Origin of the sequence: Halocynthiibacter styelae (genome assembly GCF_016123485.1) — a bacterium.
Taxonomy (GTDB): Bacteria; Pseudomonadota; Alphaproteobacteria; order Rhodobacterales; family Rhodobacteraceae; genus Halocynthiibacter; species Halocynthiibacter styelae.
This window is the reverse complement of record NZ_JADCKQ010000015.1, coordinates 43,029-60,641: the sequence shown is the minus strand read 5'-3', so window position 1 is coordinate 60,641 and position 17,613 is coordinate 43,029. Positions and strand designations below refer to the sequence as shown.

The following is a 17,613-nucleotide window of genomic DNA, read 5'->3' as shown; positions in this document are numbered from 1 at the left end:
GATATGAAACGTCCGGCCCTTCCCGAAGCTTTCCTCAAAGCCCCGATTGCCCACCGTGGGTTTCACAACCTTGCGGCGGGTATTCCTGAAAATTCTCTGGCGTCTTTTCAGGCGGCGATTGATGCGGGCTACGGGATTGAGCTGGACGTTCAGGCCACCAAAGACGCCGACGCGATGGTGTTTCATGACTACGACATGAGACGCCTGACCGGCACGGCAGGCCCTATTCAGATGTGTGACCTGTCAGAGGCAAAGGCGCGCACATTGCTGGGCAATGATGAACCCATTCCGACGTTTTCCGAGATGCTGGATTTCGTCGCCGGGCGCGTGCCACTGCTGATTGAAATCAAGGATCAACACGGTGCCATGGGCCCGGTGGACGGGCGCCTTGAACGTGCTGTAGCTGAGGCACTGAAAGGCTACGATGGCGATGTGGCGCTGATGTCCTTCAACCCGCATTCTGTGGCCGTCCTGGCGGAGGCCGCCCCTGACATTCCACGCGGGATCACCACAGAAAACTGGCAGGGCGAAGATGAACAGCTGATCCCGGCCGCGCGTCGGGCGGAGCTTGTGAACATAGAAGATTATGACCGGGTTGGGGCTTGTTTTATCTCACACCAGGCCGCTGATCTGGACCGTCCCCGCGTGGCGGAATTGAAAACCGCAGGCGCACATGTGCTGTGCTGGACGATCCGTTCTGCCGAACAGGAAGCAGAGGCACGCAAAGTTGCGCAAAACGTGACCTTTGAAGGCTATGTCCCGGGATAATATCGAAATCACCATGGCACAAAGCCTTGCGGATATTGATCCGCAGGGCTGGGATGCTTGCGCCAATCCGGATGGGCAAATGCCCCCGGCTGATCCTTTTGTGACATATCGTTTTCTGCATGCCCTTGAAGTGTCTGGTTCCGTTGGCGAAGGCACCGGCTGGCATCCACATTACCTGCTGGCCCGAGAAAATGGCGTGCTGATTGCGATTGCGCCGATGTATTTAAAAACCCACAGCCAGGGCGAATTTATCTTCGATTTCAACTGGGCCCAGGCCTATGAACAGGCGGGCGGGCAATACTATCCCAAGCTTCAGATCGCCGTGCCGTTCACCCCGGCAACCGGGCGGCGTTTCCTTTGCAAACAAGGGGTTGAAGCAAAGGGGCAGGCCGCGCTGACGGAAGCCATGGTGAAGATTGCAAGCGACAATCACCTGTCCTCAAGCCATGTTACTTTCTGTTCCGAAGCAGAGGCCCTGGCGGGGGCTGAGATGGGGTTGATGCACCGGAAATCGACGCAGTTTCATTGGGTGAATGATGGGTATTCGGGTTTTGACGATTTCCTGAATGCGCTATCCTCGCGCAAGCGTAAAAATATCCGTAAGGAGAGGCGACAAGCGCATGGGTTTGGCGGAGAAATCATTGCGCTGACCGGGGATCAGATTGCGCCGGAACATTGGGATGCTTTCTGGCGGTTTTATCAGGATACGGGGGCGCGCAAATGGGGCACGCCTTATCTGACGCGCGAATTTTTCGATGAAATTCAAAAAGATATGCGTGATGATGTGTTGCTGGTGCTGGCGCGGCGGGATGGGAAATTCATCGCGGGGGCGCTGAATTTTATCGGTAAAGAGGTGCTGTTCGGGCGCTATTGGGGGTGTGTCGAAGATCACCCTGCGCTGCATTTCGAACTGTGTTACTATCAGGCCATCGACTTTGCGATTTCGCAGGGATTACAAAGGGTTGAGGCTGGGGCGCAGGGGGAACACAAGCTTGCGCGGGGCTATTTGCCGGTGGAATGTCATTCGCTGCACTGGATTGGCGATGCCGGATTTTCTGAGGCAGTTCAACGGTTTATCCGTGCTGAGGCCGCAGCGATTGGTCAGGATATCGAAGTGCTCAGCAGTTATGGGCCGTTTAAAATTGTGGAAGGGGAACAGGATGAGACTGAATGAAGACGAACGGGCGCATGACCTGGCACCGCTGTTGCAGAATGGATGGACGCATGATGCAGATCGTGATGCGATTTCAAAAGTTTACGCCTTCAAAAACTTCATTGATGCCTTTGGTTTTATGACCCGCACTGCGATCTGGGCAGAGAAATACAAGCACCACCCGGAATGGTCGAATGTCTGGAATAAGGTCGATGTGACGCTGACGACACATGACCATGACGGGCTGACGGAACTGGATGTGAAACTGGCCCGTAAGATGGATGCGCTGGCCGGGTAAATGTACAATCTTTAAAGGCGTCAGATGCCAGAGTTTAAAATCTTTAAAGCTTCAGAATACGAGAGTTTAAAGATTTTACAGGGCCGGATTGGGGGAGAAGCCTGCGCGCTTTCCCCGCTTTTGTGGCTTTCAATCCCGTGCGGAAACTGGCAGATTCCGCGCAAGATAAAATTAACCTTCGTAAAAAATGGAGTAACGATATGGGTCTTGGTGATCTGATTGGCGCAGCCGTAAATGCCTTTGGTGGCACAGATGAAATCGTGTCAAAAATTGCAGACAGCGGCATCGACATGTCCGCGCTGGCGGACCTGGACATCGCAGAAGTTCCGGCGATGCTGTCTGAATATGGCATCGACATGTCCCTGCTGGAGAACCTGGGGATCTCCACCGAAGATGTGATCGAAAAAGTGAAAGAACATCTTCTGGGATGATCTGAAAAAGAAGAGGCACCCGATTGGGTGCCTTTTTTGTGATTTCCTATGCATACGACTCACTGCTTCAACATTGAACCCTACATTTTAGTCAGCTTCGCCCCGCAGAATAATCTCGGTCAAACTGTCACGATATCGAATGATAAGAGACACCGTCAGGCCATCTTTGGTGAACCTGTTTCCATCTGGTCCGGCTACTCTGCTATAACCATTTGCACGCAGCAGATTTTCAACAGGTGCCTGAGCTTGATCAGCAACATAATATGCCGGGAAGAAACTGCTAAAGTAAACCACACGACAAGAGTTGGTTCCGCGGAAGCTATAGGTATCGAAAAAGGCGTGTTTTACGACTTCTGAGGTCTCTGACTGTTTAAGATCCTTGATATTCCGATACTCGAAGATCCTCCCCCGATCCTGGTAACCCAAACGCTGAAGCGTTTGAGAGGTTGGGGCAACACCATTGCGCAGAAAGTCAAAGCACGGGGGCAGAACTGGCCTGTACTCTGCTTGTATGAGTGATGGCATATGGGTTGCGGCTAGCTCAAGGTTTGCAGCGGAACGTTCTTCAGCCTGGCGATTTGCTTCCTCACAGCCCGTAAGAACAAACGCAGTAGCTAAAGCAAGAAGAGTACGAAAAAACATTGATGGACCTATTACTGTTACTCAACTCTCCATACCAACGGGAAGCTACGCCGTAAAGCCAACCCGGACCGTTCAAACCATCGCCAGCACAGCTGCGCCGCCTGAGACGTCGCAGACTCCGGGGTTTTCCTCGACGTTGAGGGCGGTGACTTTGCCGTCTTCTACGACCATGGCGTAGCGCAGGGAGCGGCCGATCAGGCCGAAATCAGGCGCGTCGAAGTCAAGGCCGATGGAACGGGTGAAGGTGGAGAGCGGATCGCCCAGCATTTTCAGACCGGCGGCATCCGCGCCCGTATCTTTGCCCCAGGCCTGCATCACAAAGGCATCATTGACGGAAACGCAGATGATGTCGTCGACGCCTTTTGCGCGCAGGGCTTCGGCGTGCTGGATGAAGCCGGGCACATGTTCGTTGCTACAGGTGCCGGTATAGGCGCCGGGCAGGCCGAAGATCACGACTTTGCGCCCGTCTGTCAGATCAGACAGTGCGATTTTTTCCGGGCCTGCGTCGCCCATTTGCATCAGATCTGCCGCTGGCAGCGCGTCGCCCACTGTGATTGTCATGTCGCTTTTCCTCTGGATCAATTGTGGCAATTGCCATTTGCTGTCAGCTAACTATAGGGTCAGTTGAGACATCCGCAAAGCCGGGAATGGGAGAAAGAAATGAGCCATATAATCGTGATCGGTGCCGGGCAGGCCGGCAGTTCCCTGACGGCGAAGCTGCGCAAGCTTGGGTTTGACGGGAAAGTGACCCTGATTGGCGAGGAAAGCGCACCTCCCTATCAGCGCCCGCCGCTGTCCAAAGCGTATTTGCTGGGCGAGATGGAGCGCGAACGCCTGTTCCTGCGCCCGGAAAGTTTCTATGCGGATCAGGACATTGAGCTGCGCCTTGGCGCGCGCGTTGAGGCGATTGATGCTGCTGCCAAGACCGTGACCGTGGGGGGCGAGGTTCTGGCATATGATCAGCTTGCCCTGACCACCGGATCTGAACCGCGCCGTCTGCCCGCCGCGATTGGCGGGGATCTGGATGGGATTTACACCGTGCGCGGCTTGTCTGATGTGGACGCCATGGCGCCGGAGTTTGTGGAAGGCCGCCATGTGTTGATTATCGGCGGTGGCTATATCGGGTTGGAGGCCGCTGCGGTGGCGGCGAAATCAGGGCTGAAGGTGACGCTGGTTGAGATGGCGGATCGTATTCTGCAGCGTGTTGCGTCAACCGAAACATCCGATTTCTTCCGCAAGCTGCATGGGGAACATGGCGTTGATATTCGCGAAGGTGTGGGGCTTGCGCGGTTGCTTGGTGAAGGTCGAGTCACTGGCGCGGAACTGTCCGACGGCAGCACGCTGGATGTGGATTTTGTCATTGCTGGCGTTGGGATTACGCCTGCGACGGGGCTTGCGGAACTGGCGGGGCTTGAGCTGGACAATGGCATTAAGACAGATGCACAGGGGCGAACCTCTGATGCGGCGATTTTTGCGGCCGGTGACTGTGCGTCATTCCCGCGTGCCGGTGGGCGTATTCGTCTGGAAAGCGTGCCCAATGCGATTGATCAGGCGGAACTGGTGGCGGACAACATGATGGGCGCGGACAAAGCCTATGTGCCGCAGATCTGGTTCTGGTCGGATCAGTATGATGTGAAGCTGCAGATTGCCGGGCTGAACACCGGGTTTGATCAGGTGGTTGTGCGTGATGGCGGGGCCAGCCGGTCGCATTGGTATTACCGTGACGGACAGCTGATTGCAGTGGATGCGATGAATGATCCGCGTGGGTATATGGTCGGGAAACGTCTGATTGATGCGGGGAAAAACGCGGATCCTGCGGTTGTGGCGGATGCCTCTGCCGATCTGAAACCGCTGCTGAAAGCATGAGGATTATTGCAGGCATACATCGCGGGCGGGCTTTGACGGCGGTGGGCAAAGGCGATGCCGGAGCCCACCTGCGACCGACCACGGATCGCGTGCGCGAAAGCCTGTTTAACGTGCTGTCCGGCGGGCGGTTTGATGTAGAGATCGAAGGCGCGCGTGTGCTGGATATTTTTGCAGGCACCGGTGCGCTTGGATTTGAGGCCCTGTCGCGCGGCGCGGCGCATGTGACGTTTGTTGAGAACGGGCGCGTGGGGCAGCGGCTTATTCAGGCGAATGGCAAGCTTTTGGGCGCAGAGGGCGCGATGACGCTTTTGCGTGTTGATGCCGCACGTCTGCCGACATGTCCGGGGAACAGGGCTGATCTGGTATTTCTGGATCCACCTTATGGCAAAGGCCTTGGGGAAAAGGCGATGGCGGCGGCGATGGCCCAGGGCTGGATTGCACCTGGCGCGCTGATTGTCTGGGAAGAAAGCGCTGAAATTGAAGTGCCAGATGGCCTTGAGCTTCTGGATCAGCGCAAATATGGCGACAGCCGGATTAACTTTCTCGAGTACCTGGGGTAGGTGAAGGTAAAACAGCCTGAACCCACCAACCAGAAAACCAGAATTTTGTTTTTGTTAACTCTGCAAGTGTAAATACACAGGAAAGGCCCGATATGATCAACACACTGCCAAAGCTTGTGATTTTTGACTGTGATGGTGTGCTGGTCGACACTGAGGGCCCGGTGAATGAAGTCATTGCCGACAGCCTGACCCGATACGGCCTGCCCGTGTCTGCCCATGAATGCCAGGAGCTTTTTGTCGGCGGCACGATCTTTGGTGTGCATGACGAAGCAAAACGCCGGGGCGCGGATCTGCCGGACAACTGGGTGGATGAAACCCTGCTGGCAATTTTTGCCCGGATCGAAGCCGGTGTTGAAGTGATTGACGGCATTCCTGAGCTGCTGGATCAGCTGGAAGCCCAGGGCATTGCGACTGCCATTGCATCAAATGGGCCGATGGGGAAAATGGAACGTTCCCTTGGGCCATCAGGCCTGTGGCAGCGGTTTGAGGGACGGATTTATTCCCGCGAAGGCTTCACGCCCAAACCTGCCCCTGACATGGTTATCCAGGCCCTGAAAGATGCCGGTGTGGACGCCGCAGGTGCTGTGATGATTGATGACAGTTCAAACGGCTGCCTTGCCGCTGTACGGGCGGATGTGCGGGCGATTGGGTATGCTGCGGAAGGGCAGGACGAAACCTTGCGCGCGGTTGGGGCCGAGGTTGTCACATCCATAGATCAGATCGCGGAACTGATTGGTCTTTAGCGGGGGCCAGCCCCCCACACCCCCGGGATATTTACAGAGACAAAATAAGGATCAGCCCGGGTAGTAGATGCCTTTGGGGGATTCTGTGAAGATTTCGAACCCATCGGAGGTGACTGCGATGGAGTGTTCGAACTGGGCGGACAGGGTTTTGTCCACGGTGATCGCCGTCCAGTCATCGGACAGGACTTTGGTTTCCGCACGACCCAGGTTCAGCATGGGTTCAATCGTGAAAATCATGCCTTCTTCCAGCACAGCACCAGTGCCGGGCTTGCCGTAATGCAGCACATTGGGCGGTGAGTGGAAGACGCGGCCAATGCCGTGCCCACAGAAATCACGCACCACAGACATTTTACGGGCTTCAGCGAATTTCTGGATCGCATGGCCGATGTCACCAAAGGTATTGCCCGGCTTCACCGCATTGATGCCTTCAAACAGGCTGTCATGGGTGATCTGCACCAGGCGTTCTGCGAATTTCTTTTGCGGGCCGACGGTGTACATGCGGGAGGTGTCGCCAAACCAGCCATCGACAATCACGGTAACGTCGACGTTCAGAATGTCACCATCTTTCAGGATGTCATTCTTGCGTGCCACTTTTTCATATTTGCTTTTCGGGATCTCACTGCCGGGAATGCCGTGACAAACCACATGGTTCACCGAAATGCAGGAAGCGTGCCTATAGCCTTTATACCCAATCGTTGCGGACAGCGCGCCGGCGTCATCGACCATCTGTTCAACCGCAGCATCAATCGCGTGGGTCGTGGCGCCGGCTTTGACCAGAGGACCCACCGCATCCAGAATTTCCGCCGCCAGTCGCCCGGCCTTACGCATGCCGTCAAAATCGGCGGGGTCATAGATGCGGATGCCTTCGCGGGTCTCGCGCAGATGCGTATCGTTCACGTGTCTCTCCATCACTGAGTGGCGCATAAATAGTGCAGCCAGTGAAAATGTAAAAGCTTAATCGAAGCTGAAGGGCACGGACCTGTGCAGGGTGATGCCTTCGGGGGTGATTTTACAATCGTAAGCCAGCACTTCCAGCCCGGCCTGACGCGCTTCACGAAACGCCTGGGCATAGGTCGGGTCGATGTCGTCCGCCAGGGTGACGGCGGTGCAATCTGTACGCTGGATCAGGTAAAACAACATGGCACGATCCCCCTTGCGCGCCTGTTCCGCGAGATCGTTCAGATGTTTTGTGCCCCGCGCGGTCACGCTGTCGGGGAATTCTGCCAGGCCTTCCTTACGGCACAGCGTCACGGATTTTACCTCAAGCCAGAGATCGGGTTTATCTTCATCCGTCAGCAAAAAATCCACGCGGGAGTTTTCGCCGTATTTCACCTCGGGCTTCACCCGCGCATATTCCGCAACTTCCGGCACCTCACGCGCCATGAAGGCGGCTTTCAGGGCGCGGTTGGGCAGGCTGGTATCAACCCCCGTGAAATGGCCGTTTTCATGATCCACCAGACGCCAGCCATATTTCAGCTTTTTCTTCGGGTCGTCATTGGGTTCCAGCCAGCAGAGCTGCCCTTCCTCCTTCAGCCCCATCATGGAACCGGGATTGGCGCAATGGGCAGTGACTTCCTGCCCATCCGGCAGGCGCATATCAGCAAGGAAGCGCTTGTAGCGACGAATGAGCCTGGCGGGGACAAGCGGGGTTTGAAATTCCATGGGGCGGGCCTATACCGGGGTGACGATCTTCAGGGAACAGAACATGACAAATCCTTCGGCTGCAATGCTTGTTATCGGTGACGAGATCCTTTCCGGGCGCACGCGCGACGCAAATATGCATCATCTGGCGCAGGTGCTGACGGAAAAAGGCATTGATCTGAAAGAGGTACGGGTTGTGTCTGATGATGCGCTAGCGATTGTTGCGGCGATCCGGGCGCTGAGTGGCAGTTATGATCATCTGTTCACCTCCGGCGGGATTGGCCCGACCCATGATGATATCACGGCGGATTGCGTGGCAGAGGCTTTTGGTCAGTCGATTGATGTGCGGGATGATGCCCGCGCCCTGCTGGCGGCGCATTATGAACGGCAGGGGTCGGAACTGAACGTGGCCCGTCTGCGCATGGCGCGGATCCCGGAACATGGGGTGTTGATTGATAATCCGGTGTCGGTTGCGCCGGGGTTTCAGGTTGAGAATTGCTATGTGATGGCCGGGGTTCCGTCAGTGTTCCGCGCGATGGTGGAAAGCGTGATGCCGGGGCTGACCGGGGGTGCGCCGCTGCTGTCTGAAAGTCAGCGGTTCCTTGTAGGCGAAGGCGATATTGCCGCGCCGCTGGGGAAACTGGCGAAAGAGAACCCGGATCTGTCAATTGGGTCCTATCCGTTCCATTTTGAGGGACGCTACGGCACGAATATCGTGATCCGGGGCACGGATGCGGTGGCTGCAAAAGCGGTGATGGATGTGCTGCGGGAAAAGTTCGCGGGAGAGATGATATGAGCCAGCCTGATGTATTTGCACTGTATGACGTTTGTGAAAACACTTGGCCTGCGAAAGCGGTGACAGAGGAAAACGGCTGGAGCATCCGGGATGGGGCTGGCGGTGGGCAGCGGGTCTCTGCTGCAACGGCTGTGAACCCCGGTGAAGTTCCCGATATCGCTGAGGCAGAGGCCGCGATGGACGCCTTAGGGCAGAATCCGCTGTTTATGATCCGTGAAGGGGAAGACGCGCTTGATCAGGCGCTGGAGACACGCGGATATAAGGTCAAAGACCCGGTTACGCTGTGGCTGGCGGAAATTGATGAAATCGCCAGTGAAGATGCCCCGCGCATGTCGGCTTTCACCGTCTGGCCGCCCGTCGGCATTATGGAAGAATTATGGGTTGAGGGCGGCATTGGCCCGGCGCGCCTTGATGTGATGCACCGGGGTTGCGATCCGAAAACCGGCATCTTCGGGCGTACAAATGACAGGCCCGCAGGCGTTGCTTATGTTGGCATCCATAACGGTATCGCCATGTTACACGCCCTTGAAGTCACACCATCCCAGCGCCGTAACGGCAGTGCGGGACGCATCCTGCGCAAGGCGGCGACCTGGGCGAAGCATCATGGGGCGAAGCATTTCTCTGTGATTGTGACGCAGGAAAACCAGGGGGCCAATGCGCTCTATTCTTCCCTGAACATGCGTTCTGTGGGACAGTATCATTACCGCGTAAAACCAGTTGAGGCCTGAACATGACAGATAAATCCGTAACCGCCCTTGATCTTCCCATGGTCGACCCGCTGCCGGAGGCGACAGCAAAATATTTCGATATCTGCCAGGACAAACTGGGGCTGATCCCGAATGTGTTGCAGGCCTATGCATTTGACATCAACAAGCTGAACGCCTTCGCAGCGCTTTATAATGACATGATGCTGGCGGAGTCAGGCCTGACCAAACTGGAACGCGAGATGATCGCTGTTTGTGTATCATCCATCAACAAATGCCATTACTGCCTGGTCGCCCATGGGGCTGCGGTGCGCGAACTGTCCGGTGATCCGCAGCTTGGCGAAGCCCTGGTGATGAACTGGCGCGTGCTGGATCTGCCGGAACGCCAGTGGGCGATGCTGGAATTCTCTGAGAAGCTGACAAAGACAAGTTCAGAAGTTGTGGAAGCTGACCGTGCGAAACTGCGCGATGTGGGGTTCAGTGACCGCGATATCTGGGACATTGCGTCTGTTGCGGGGTTCTACAATATGACCAACCGGATCGCGTCTGGCACCAAAATGCGCCCCAATGACGAATACCACGCGAGCCACCGATGAAATCTGCGCTTTCCTTTATTTTTTACCTGGTCGCATGTATTCCGGGGGCAGCTTTTGCGTTTACACCGGCTTTCCCTTTGCCTGCGCAACCGAATGCCAGCGAGGTGTCTGATCTTAGCAGTTTTGGCCTGATTTCCGGGCCCTGGGATGGTGACAAACTGCCTGCGGTGCAGCTTGAGGGGCAGGTCAGCAAACAATCCTGGCGTATCCCGACATCAGAGCTGACCAGCCTGCAACTGCTGAGCCCGCTGCGCGATCAGTTGACCGAACAGGGCTATGATCTGGTGTTTGAATGCGACACAGAGGCATGCGGCGGGTTTGATTTTCGCTTTGCCGCTGATGTGTTTCATGAGCCGGGGATGCATGTGAACCTTGGCGACTACAGGTTTCTGTCTGCCCGGAGAACTTCAGCAAACGGGGACAGCCAGGCGCTGAACATTATGATCAGCCGCACGCCTGAGACAGGGTTTGTGCAGATCAACCAGCTTGGATCAGCCGCCGACACGCCATCAACAACTGAACCCGTGATCACCCCGGTCCCGGTGACGCCTGTGGTGTCTTCCGATCTCGGGCAGGCCCTTGAAACCCGTGGGCACGCTGTGCTGGAAGGTGTGACATTCCGCAGTGGCGGCACGACGCTGGCGGAATCCGGCATGTCATCGCTTGCAGCGGTTGCCGAATACTTGCAACAGAACCCCAGCCGTCGCGTGACCCTGGTCGGGCATACAGATGCGGTAGGCGGCCTGGCGGGGAATGTTGATTTATCGAAACGCCGTGCACAGGCTGTGATGCAGCACCTGATCGCAGAGCTGGGCGTCAGAGCGGATCAGATTACAGCGGATGGTGTGGGATATCTCGCCCCGCGCGCCAGCAATCTTACAGACGCAGGGCGTGAAGCAAACCGACGTGTTGAAGTCACTTTGACCTCAACTGAATAAATCACCACTCAGTCGGGCCTTTGTCGGCAAATGAACGTATCAGAAAGTCGATAAACGCCCTGACTTTCGGCTGAACATAGCGCCCGGGCGGATAGACTACATAAATTCCCTGACATTCAACGGGGAGGTCCGGGATCGCTTTGACAACCAGCCCTTTTTCAAGCGCATCTGCGTAGATAAAGCTGGGCAGATACGCGACCCCAAGGCCAGACACCGCCGCGTTCAGCAACGATTGGCCGTCATTTACAGACAACCAGCCGGCTGTGCGCACCTGACGCTGTTCCCCGGAAGGGGACGTCAGTTTCCAGACAGCTGCGGAGGATTCGTTCGAATAATGCAAAAGTTTATGATCATTCAGATCATCTATTCTTTCCGGGCGACCGTATTTTTCGAAGTAGGACGGTGCGCCTACCATGCATTTTTCAGTTTCCGCGAGCTTGCGTGTCCGCAACGTATTGTCTTCCTGCTCACCAATCCGAATGGCCAGATCAAAGCCCTCGCTGATCAGTTCGACATAGCGATTGTTCAGTTCCATATTGACGTTGATGTCAGGGAATTCCTGAAGGAAACCCCCGATCACCGGGGACAGAAGGTTCACCCCGAAATCCGTTTCCACAGAAACCTGAAGCTGGCCGGAAGGCACGCCCTGCATTGATGTCACAAGCGAATCTGCTTCGCCTGCATCATTCAGAACCCGTCGGGCGCGATCATAGTAAGCAAGGCCTATTTCCGTCGGAGACACCCGGCGCGTTGTCCGGTTGAGAAGGCGCGCACCAAGGCGGCCTTCAAGCGAAGAAACGTGTTTTGACACTGCAGACTTAGAAATCCCCATCTTCCGTGCCGCATCTGTGAACCCGCCCTGATCAACAACGGTGGCGAAAGCTTCCATTTCTGTCAATCTGTCCATGTGCATACCTGATTTACCGTAACCATAGGTCAACTTCGACGACAAATCGGGCAACAATGGGTCACATCACAGACAATACCAGGGTTTAAAGACGCCGCCCAAAAGATAGAAACCATAAATATTAACAACCACTTACGGAAAACCCAATCTAACCTTAAAGCAAACTCACAACTTCAGCGCGAGGGTCACGCCCTGCGAGATCGCCCTTTTGGCATCCAGTTCGGCAGCAACATCTGCGCCACCAATGACATGACAGGGGATGCTTTTTGCCTCCAGCTGATCCGCCAGGTTCCGTTCCGGAAGCTGCCCGGCGCAAAGCACAATCGTATCCGCAGCGATCAGGCGTGGGTTTTCACGGGCTTCACCGGTGGAAATATGCAGGCCTTCTGCATCGATGCGTTCATAGTTCACGCCACCCAGCATTTTGACGCCCTTCATATGAAGCGTGGCGCGATGGATCCAGCCGGTGGTTTTGCCAAGGCGGCGACCGGGTTTCTCTGCCTTGCGCTGAAGCAGCGTCACCTCGCGTTCCGGCGCATCAGGTTGCGCACCATCCGGGTGCAGACCGCCGCGGGTGTCTGACGGATCGCCCACGCCCCACTCAGTCTTCCAGGCCTCAAGATCTTCGGTCGGGCTGTCACTGGTTACAAGGAATTCGGACACATCAAACCCGATGCCCCCGGCCCCGATCACCGCCACACGTTTACCAACCTCAGCCCCATGACGCAGCACGTCGATGTAGTTCACGACATTCGGTCCATCCTGACCCGGGATCTGTGGATCGCGTGGTGTAACGCCGGTGGCGATCACAACCTCATCCGCCCCTTGCAGGACGTCTTCGGTAGCCTCCGTATTCAGACGCAGATCAATGCCGGATTTTACGACCATGGTTTCGAACCAGGCCACAAGCCCGTGGAATTCCTCTTTGCCCGGCACTTGCTTTGCCATGTTCAACTGGCCGCCAATCCTGTCAGCGCGATCATAGAGCGTCACCTTATGGCCACGTTCCGCAGCAGTAATCGCGGTCATCACACCTGCCGGGCCGGCACCAACAATGGCGATATTTTTCGGCGTGTCGGCGGTAGTCACATCAAATTCAGTTTCGTGGCACGCCATAGGATTCACAAGACAGGTGGTCAGCTTACCGGCGAAGGTATGATCAAGGCAGGCCTGATTGCAGGCAATACAGGGGGCGATTTCATCTGCGCGACCCTCAGCAGCTTTGTTGACGAAATCCGCATCCGCAAGGAAAGGCCGCGCCATTGAAATCATATCGGCACAGCCATCTTCCAGGACACTTTCCCCAACTTCAGGCGTGTTGATGCGGTTTGAGGTGATCACAGGTATGGACACCTCGCCCATCAGTTTCTTGGTGACCCAGGAAAAGGCGCGACGCGGGACAGAGGTGGCGATGGTGGGAATGCGGGCTTCGTGCCAGCCGATGCCGGTATTGATGATGGTTGCGCCTGCGGCCTCAACGGCTTTGGCAAGCGTCACAACCTCTTCCCAGGTCTGGCCGTTCGGGATCAGATCAATCATCGACAGGCGATAGATCAGGATGAAATCCGTGCCAACCGCTTCGCGCACACGCCGCACGACCTCAATCGGCAGGCGCATGCGGTTTTCGGCAGAACCGCCCCATTCATCTTCGCGCTTGTTGGTATGGACCACCAGGAACTGGTTCAGGAAATACCCTTCAGACCCCATGATTTCCACGCCGTCATAGCCCGCCTCACGCGCGCGGGTGGCGGACGTCACAATATCGGCGATCTGTTTCTCGATACCAACCGCATCCAGTTCTTTCGGCGGGAAGGGGGAAATCGGGGATTTCACAGGCGATGGCGCAACGCAATCGGGGCTATAGGCATAGCGGCCTGCATGCAGGATCTGCATGACGATTTTACCGCCCTCGCTGTGCACACGATCCGTCACATGGCGGTGGTTTGTGATGTCTTTGTCAGAAAACAACCCGCCCGCACCCGGGAACACGCCACCTTCGGCATTCGGAGACATGCCGCCGGTGACAATCAGCCCAGCCCCGCCACGCGCCCGCGCGGCGTAAAATTCCGCCACACGGTTCCAGTCGCCGCGCTCTTCCAGATTGGTGTGCATGGATCCCATCAACACGCGGTTTTTCAGCGTGGTGAAACCAAGATCAAGGGGGGCAAGCAGGCGTGGATAGCTGGTCATTGGCGTTTCCTTTATACTGCGGGCAGTCTGCGCAGAAACGCACGTGCTGTCACCCCGGGACGCCGCGTTAACCAGTTGAATGATGTTGTCGCTGTGTCAGAGTTCTGCGCGCGGACGACGGCTGAGCTTGATATTACGCAGGGTGAAGGTCTTGCCTGCCGGATCCTCAAAAATCAGATCAAGCCAGATTTTCTCCAGCCGGCCAATGTTCAGCTGCGTATAGGCCAGATCAAATTCTGCGCTGATGTGGTCGCTTCCTGCCCCCATATGTTGCAGGATTTTTTCAACATTCGGGCCGTGTTTGGCGTTCAGGCGCGCATAGATCGAAACCTCCTGCGGGCAATCCAGATCAGCTTCGAACCGGAAAACATGACGTTTTTTCAGGTCCTGCCAAGCATCCCCCGGCAGATCGCAGGCAAGTGAAAGAAAGCTGCCGTCGAATGTCCCGATCTCAAATTGCAGGCCGAAATCAGTTCTGTCATCAGCATCATCGCGCCTCTGGCGGGCTGTGATTTCCTGGGTTTCGCAATCATGGAACAATACAGCACTGTCCCCGATATTCTGACGTTTCGGGCAATGTGCAAATTCTGAAGGTGATATCGCCTGATGACTGATATCGGGCTGCCAGAGCCAGTCTGTGCCGAAAGGTGCATCCGGAAACTGAACCTGCTGTCGTGGAGGGGACAGCCTGACCACAGGTTTTTTACGAGAGGTACGAAACAGTGAGAACACGAGAGATCCGAATTGTTAAAACAGTTTATTTTTACTCGCACGCCCCCGATTGAAACATGGCAAGCACACCACGACCGGGGTTACAATGACTACTAATGCCCAAGCATACACCCCCGGAGAAGAAACCTGAATCACAATTTCAGACAATTCTTCTGGTTTCAGAAAATATCTGATCATCAGGGCGACGGGCAACCTGTCTGATAGGCCAGGCCCTGACGTTAATGGGTGGATCGTACAAAGCGATGGAAGATCGCACGCCCGGCCAGGGAATCCTCTGCACTGTCTGCGGCGGGGTAAAACCGGAAGCTGACCTTGTGGCCGGATATTTCTGTCAGGGCAAACCAGATCCAGGGACTGAAGATACGGTCTGTTGCGCGTGTTTCTTCGGCCCGCAGCCAGAAATAATCATCATTCGCATTGCTGATTTCATGCACCCGGACAGAGCCGCCGGATCGGCGGGACAATAGTCTTTGCCCGGTGGTGGTGCCGAAAAATTCCGTCAGGTTTGCGTGATCCCCTGCCCCCGGCGCAAGCGGCCCCTGAGAAACGGTGGCGGTCAGCAACCCCATGACTTCGGGCACAGAGGCATGTGCGCCGCCAGACAGGGCGTGACAGCTGACGAACAGGAACACCGGATTTTCGCTTTGCGGCGTTGATCCCGCCTGATCCAGACAATAGCCGCGCGGCGCACGCAGGGTGACATCGCCATCAAAAGCTGTGGCGCTGCGTTGCAAATTCACAGCCCCTTCCGGCGCAGGTGCTGTGACACAGGCGGCGAGCACTGAGCAAATCAAAAGGCCCGGAATGATCCGGGCCTTTGACATCATATTTGCGAAAAAACGCATCAGAGATCCATATACTGGTGCTTTTCGGCTTTGCCACCCGGATGGGTCACAGCGCCTTTGTAGGTCGCGCCAACCTGCTGCGCGTATTTCCACAGCGCACCGGATGCGTAGATGGTTTCGCGCGGGCCTTTCCAGTTGGCTTTGCGTTCCGCCAGAACTTCGTCTGTCAGATCAATGGAAAGCTCACCAGTCAGGGCGTTCAGGGTGATCATGTCGCCATTTTCAACCAGAGCAATCGGGCCGCCGTGGGCAGCCTCAGGACCAACGTGACCTACGCAGAAACCACGTGTCGCGCCAGAGAAACGGCCGTCAGTGATCAGCGCCACTTTCTTGCCCATGCCCTGACCAGACAGCGCCGCAGTGGTTGCCAGCATTTCACGCATGCCAGGGCCGCCGGATGGGCCCTCATTGCGGATTACGAAAACATCACCTTCGGAATACTTGCGTTCCTGAACCGCATCAAACGCGTCCTGTTCACATTCAAAGACCAGCGCCGGGCCGGTAAAGACCTGCTGTTCTTCGGACATGCCAGCGACTTTCACAATCGCACCTTCCGGGGCAAGGTTGCCCTTCAGGCCCACAACGCCACCGGTTTTTGTGATGGGTGTTGCGGCTGGATAGATGACTTTGCCGTCAGCTTCGCGGGTGACGATGTCAATTTCTTCACCGATGGAACGGCCAGTCGCAGTCATACAATCACGGTTCACGAGGCCCGCTTTGTCCAGTTCCTTCATGATCACAGGAACGCCGCCCGCTTCATAAAGGTCTTTGGCCACATAAGCGCCGCCTGGCTTCAGATCGACGAAGTAAGGTGTCTCACGGAAGATATCGCAAACGTCTTCGAGGTAGAAATCAATACCAGCTTCATGGGCAATCGCAGGCAGGTGCAGGCCGGCGTTGGTGGAACCACCAGTACAGGCCACAACGCGTGCGGCGTTGATCAGGCTTTCACGCGTAACAATGTCACGGGCTTTGATGTTGTTTGCGATCAGGTTCATCACCGCACGACCGGACGCCTCACCATATTGGTCACGGCTTTCGTACGGCGCAGGGGCACCGGCAGAGTTTGGCAGCGCAAGGCCGATGGCCTCAGACACACAGGCCATGGTGTTTGCCGTGAACTGACCACCACAGGCACCTGCGGATGGGCAGGCAACCTGTTCGAGCTTTTCAAGTTCACAGGAAGACATGTTGCCCGCCTGGTGTTCGCCAACAGCTTCAAACACATCCTGAACGGTCACGTCTTTGCCGTTGTGACGGCCCGGAAGGATGGAGCCACCGTAAACAAATACGGAAGGCGTGTTCAGACGTACCATCGCCATCATCATGCCTGGCAGGGATTTGTCACAACCAGCAAGACCAACGATCGCGTCATAGCAATGGCCGCGCATGGTCAGCTCCACGGTGTCGGCAATGGCTTCGCGGGACGCCAACGACGAACGCATGCCTTCATGGCCCATCGCAATACCATCGGTCACGGTGATGGTTGTGAATTCGCGTGGTGTGCCCAGCGCTTTTTTCACGCCTGCTTTTACAGATTGCGCCTGACGGTTCAGGGCAATGTTACAGGGCGCTGCTTCGTTCCAGCAGGTGGCAACGCCAACCAGAGGCTGGTGAATTTCTTCTTCTGACAGACCCATCGCATAAAGATATGAACGATGTGGCGCGCGAGCCGGGCCTTCAGTAACATGACGGCTGGGGAGTTTGGTTTTATCAAAGCTGGACATAGCTGGCCTTCCTGAAACGGGATCGTGTCGGGAATACTCTTCTGCGGCCCCGGGAACAAGTATGATTGCGTCACAG

20 protein-coding genes are annotated in these 17,613 nt (G+C 56.1%); 11 read left to right on the top strand and 9 right to left on the bottom strand.

Features of this window, described 5'->3' with window-relative positions; translation table 11 throughout:
* Nucleotides 1–3: 3 nt before the first annotated feature.
* The 4 genes from H1D41_RS16190 (at nucleotide 4) to H1D41_RS16175 (ending at nucleotide 2,650) form a co-directional block, all read left to right on the top strand.
* Nucleotides 4–768, top strand: a complete 765-nt coding sequence (locus H1D41_RS16190) for a glycerophosphodiester phosphodiesterase family protein (protein ID WP_228849897.1) — start codon at nucleotides 4–6, stop codon at nucleotides 766–768.
* The gene (locus H1D41_RS16185) at nucleotides 755–1,942 is read left to right on the top strand and encodes a GNAT family N-acetyltransferase (protein WP_228849896.1); all 1,188 of its coding nucleotides are present in this window, start codon (nucleotides 755–757) and stop codon (nucleotides 1,940–1,942) included. Before H1D41_RS16190 ends, H1D41_RS16185 begins: the two co-directional genes overlap by 14 nt.
* Nucleotides 1,929–2,219, top strand: coding sequence for a 4a-hydroxytetrahydrobiopterin dehydratase (locus tag H1D41_RS16180; protein ID WP_228849895.1), 291 nt, complete (start codon nucleotides 1,929–1,931; stop codon nucleotides 2,217–2,219). Before H1D41_RS16185 ends, H1D41_RS16180 begins: the two co-directional genes overlap by 14 nt.
* Nucleotides 2,220–2,419: 200 nt before the next feature.
* The gene (locus tag H1D41_RS16175; RefSeq protein ID WP_228849894.1) at nucleotides 2,420–2,650 is read left to right on the top strand and encodes a hypothetical protein; all 231 of its coding nucleotides are present in this window, start codon (nucleotides 2,420–2,422) and stop codon (nucleotides 2,648–2,650) included.
* An 87-nt stretch (nucleotides 2,651–2,737) separates the two neighbouring features.
* On the opposite strand, the gene H1D41_RS16170 is transcribed toward H1D41_RS16175, so the two are convergent.
* Nucleotides 2,738–3,292 (bottom strand): hypothetical protein, encoded by a 555-nt coding sequence (locus H1D41_RS16170; RefSeq protein WP_228849893.1) that lies wholly within the window; start codon nucleotides 3,290–3,292, stop codon nucleotides 2,738–2,740.
* A 72-nt stretch (nucleotides 3,293–3,364) separates the two neighbouring features.
* Nucleotides 3,365–3,853 (bottom strand): peroxiredoxin, encoded by a 489-nt coding sequence (locus tag H1D41_RS16165; protein ID WP_228849892.1) that lies wholly within the window; start codon nucleotides 3,851–3,853, stop codon nucleotides 3,365–3,367.
* 99 nt (nucleotides 3,854–3,952) lie between these two features.
* On the opposite strand from H1D41_RS16165, the gene H1D41_RS16160 reads away from it, so the two are divergent.
* From H1D41_RS16160 to H1D41_RS16150, 3 genes are all read left to right on the top strand, one after another.
* Complete coding sequence (locus tag H1D41_RS16160; RefSeq protein WP_228849891.1) at nucleotides 3,953–5,158, top strand: NAD(P)/FAD-dependent oxidoreductase; 1,206 nt, start codon at nucleotides 3,953–3,955, stop codon at nucleotides 5,156–5,158.
* Nucleotides 5,155–5,718 carry a 16S rRNA (guanine(966)-N(2))-methyltransferase RsmD gene (rsmD, locus tag H1D41_RS16155; RefSeq protein WP_228849890.1) on the top strand — a complete coding sequence of 188 codons (564 nt, stop codon included), beginning with the start codon at nucleotides 5,155–5,157 and terminating at the stop codon, nucleotides 5,716–5,718. The genes H1D41_RS16160 and rsmD overlap by 4 nt, the downstream gene beginning before the upstream one ends.
* 92 nt (nucleotides 5,719–5,810) lie before the next feature.
* Entirely contained in the window at nucleotides 5,811–6,461 is a 651-nt protein-coding gene (locus H1D41_RS16150; RefSeq protein ID WP_228849889.1) for an HAD family hydrolase, read from the top strand.
* A 51-nt stretch (nucleotides 6,462–6,512) separates the two neighbouring features.
* On the opposite strand, the gene map is transcribed toward H1D41_RS16150, so the two are convergent.
* Both map and sfsA read right to left on the bottom strand, forming a co-directional pair.
* Nucleotides 6,513–7,370, bottom strand: coding sequence for a type I methionyl aminopeptidase (gene map / locus H1D41_RS16145; RefSeq protein WP_228849906.1), 858 nt, complete (start codon nucleotides 7,368–7,370; stop codon nucleotides 6,513–6,515).
* Nucleotides 7,371–7,415: 45 nt separating this feature from the next.
* The gene (gene sfsA, locus H1D41_RS16140) at nucleotides 7,416–8,123 is read right to left on the bottom strand and encodes a DNA/RNA nuclease SfsA (RefSeq protein WP_228849888.1); all 708 of its coding nucleotides are present in this window, start codon (nucleotides 8,121–8,123) and stop codon (nucleotides 7,416–7,418) included.
* 43 nt (nucleotides 8,124–8,166) lie between these two features.
* Between sfsA and H1D41_RS16135 the strand changes: the two genes are divergently transcribed.
* Genes H1D41_RS16135 through H1D41_RS16120 form a run of 4 tightly spaced genes read left to right on the top strand, consistent with a single transcriptional unit; the run spans nucleotide 8,167 to nucleotide 11,136 of the window.
* Nucleotides 8,167–8,898, top strand: coding sequence for a competence/damage-inducible protein A (locus H1D41_RS16135; RefSeq protein ID WP_228849887.1), 732 nt, complete (start codon nucleotides 8,167–8,169; stop codon nucleotides 8,896–8,898).
* Entirely contained in the window at nucleotides 8,895–9,626 is a 732-nt protein-coding gene (locus tag H1D41_RS16130; RefSeq protein ID WP_228849886.1) for a GNAT family N-acetyltransferase, read from the top strand. The genes H1D41_RS16135 and H1D41_RS16130 overlap by 4 nt, the downstream gene beginning before the upstream one ends.
* Nucleotides 9,627–9,628: 2 nt before the next feature.
* On the top strand, nucleotides 9,629–10,198 hold the full coding sequence (locus H1D41_RS16125) for a peroxidase-related enzyme (RefSeq protein ID WP_228849885.1): 570 nt from the start codon (nucleotides 9,629–9,631) through the stop codon (nucleotides 10,196–10,198).
* The gene (locus H1D41_RS16120; RefSeq protein ID WP_228849884.1) at nucleotides 10,195–11,136 is read left to right on the top strand and encodes an OmpA family protein; all 942 of its coding nucleotides are present in this window, start codon (nucleotides 10,195–10,197) and stop codon (nucleotides 11,134–11,136) included. The genes H1D41_RS16125 and H1D41_RS16120 overlap by 4 nt, the downstream gene beginning before the upstream one ends.
* Before the next feature lies 1 nt (nucleotide 11,137).
* Here the strand turns inward: H1D41_RS16120 and H1D41_RS16115 are convergent, their stop codons facing one another.
* The 5 genes from H1D41_RS16115 to ilvD form a co-directional block, all read right to left on the bottom strand.
* Nucleotides 11,138–12,043: a LysR family transcriptional regulator gene (locus H1D41_RS16115; protein ID WP_228849883.1), complete on the bottom strand. Its 906-nt coding sequence runs from the start codon at nucleotides 12,041–12,043 to the stop codon at nucleotides 11,138–11,140.
* 165 nt (nucleotides 12,044–12,208) lie between these two features.
* Nucleotides 12,209–14,233: an NADPH-dependent 2,4-dienoyl-CoA reductase gene (locus H1D41_RS16110; RefSeq protein ID WP_228849882.1), complete on the bottom strand. Its 2,025-nt coding sequence runs from the start codon at nucleotides 14,231–14,233 to the stop codon at nucleotides 12,209–12,211.
* Between the two features lie 96 nt (nucleotides 14,234–14,329).
* Entirely contained in the window at nucleotides 14,330–14,965 is a 636-nt protein-coding gene (locus H1D41_RS16105) for a DUF6478 family protein (protein WP_228849881.1), read from the bottom strand.
* A gap of 218 nt (nucleotides 14,966–15,183) precedes the next feature.
* Complete coding sequence (locus tag H1D41_RS16100) at nucleotides 15,184–15,810, bottom strand: hypothetical protein (RefSeq protein ID WP_228849880.1); 627 nt, start codon at nucleotides 15,808–15,810, stop codon at nucleotides 15,184–15,186.
* Complete coding sequence (gene ilvD / locus H1D41_RS16095; RefSeq protein ID WP_228849879.1) at nucleotides 15,810–17,537, bottom strand: dihydroxy-acid dehydratase; 1,728 nt, start codon at nucleotides 17,535–17,537, stop codon at nucleotides 15,810–15,812. The genes H1D41_RS16100 and ilvD overlap by 1 nt, the downstream gene beginning before the upstream one ends.
* Nucleotides 17,538–17,613: the final 76 nt, after the last annotated feature.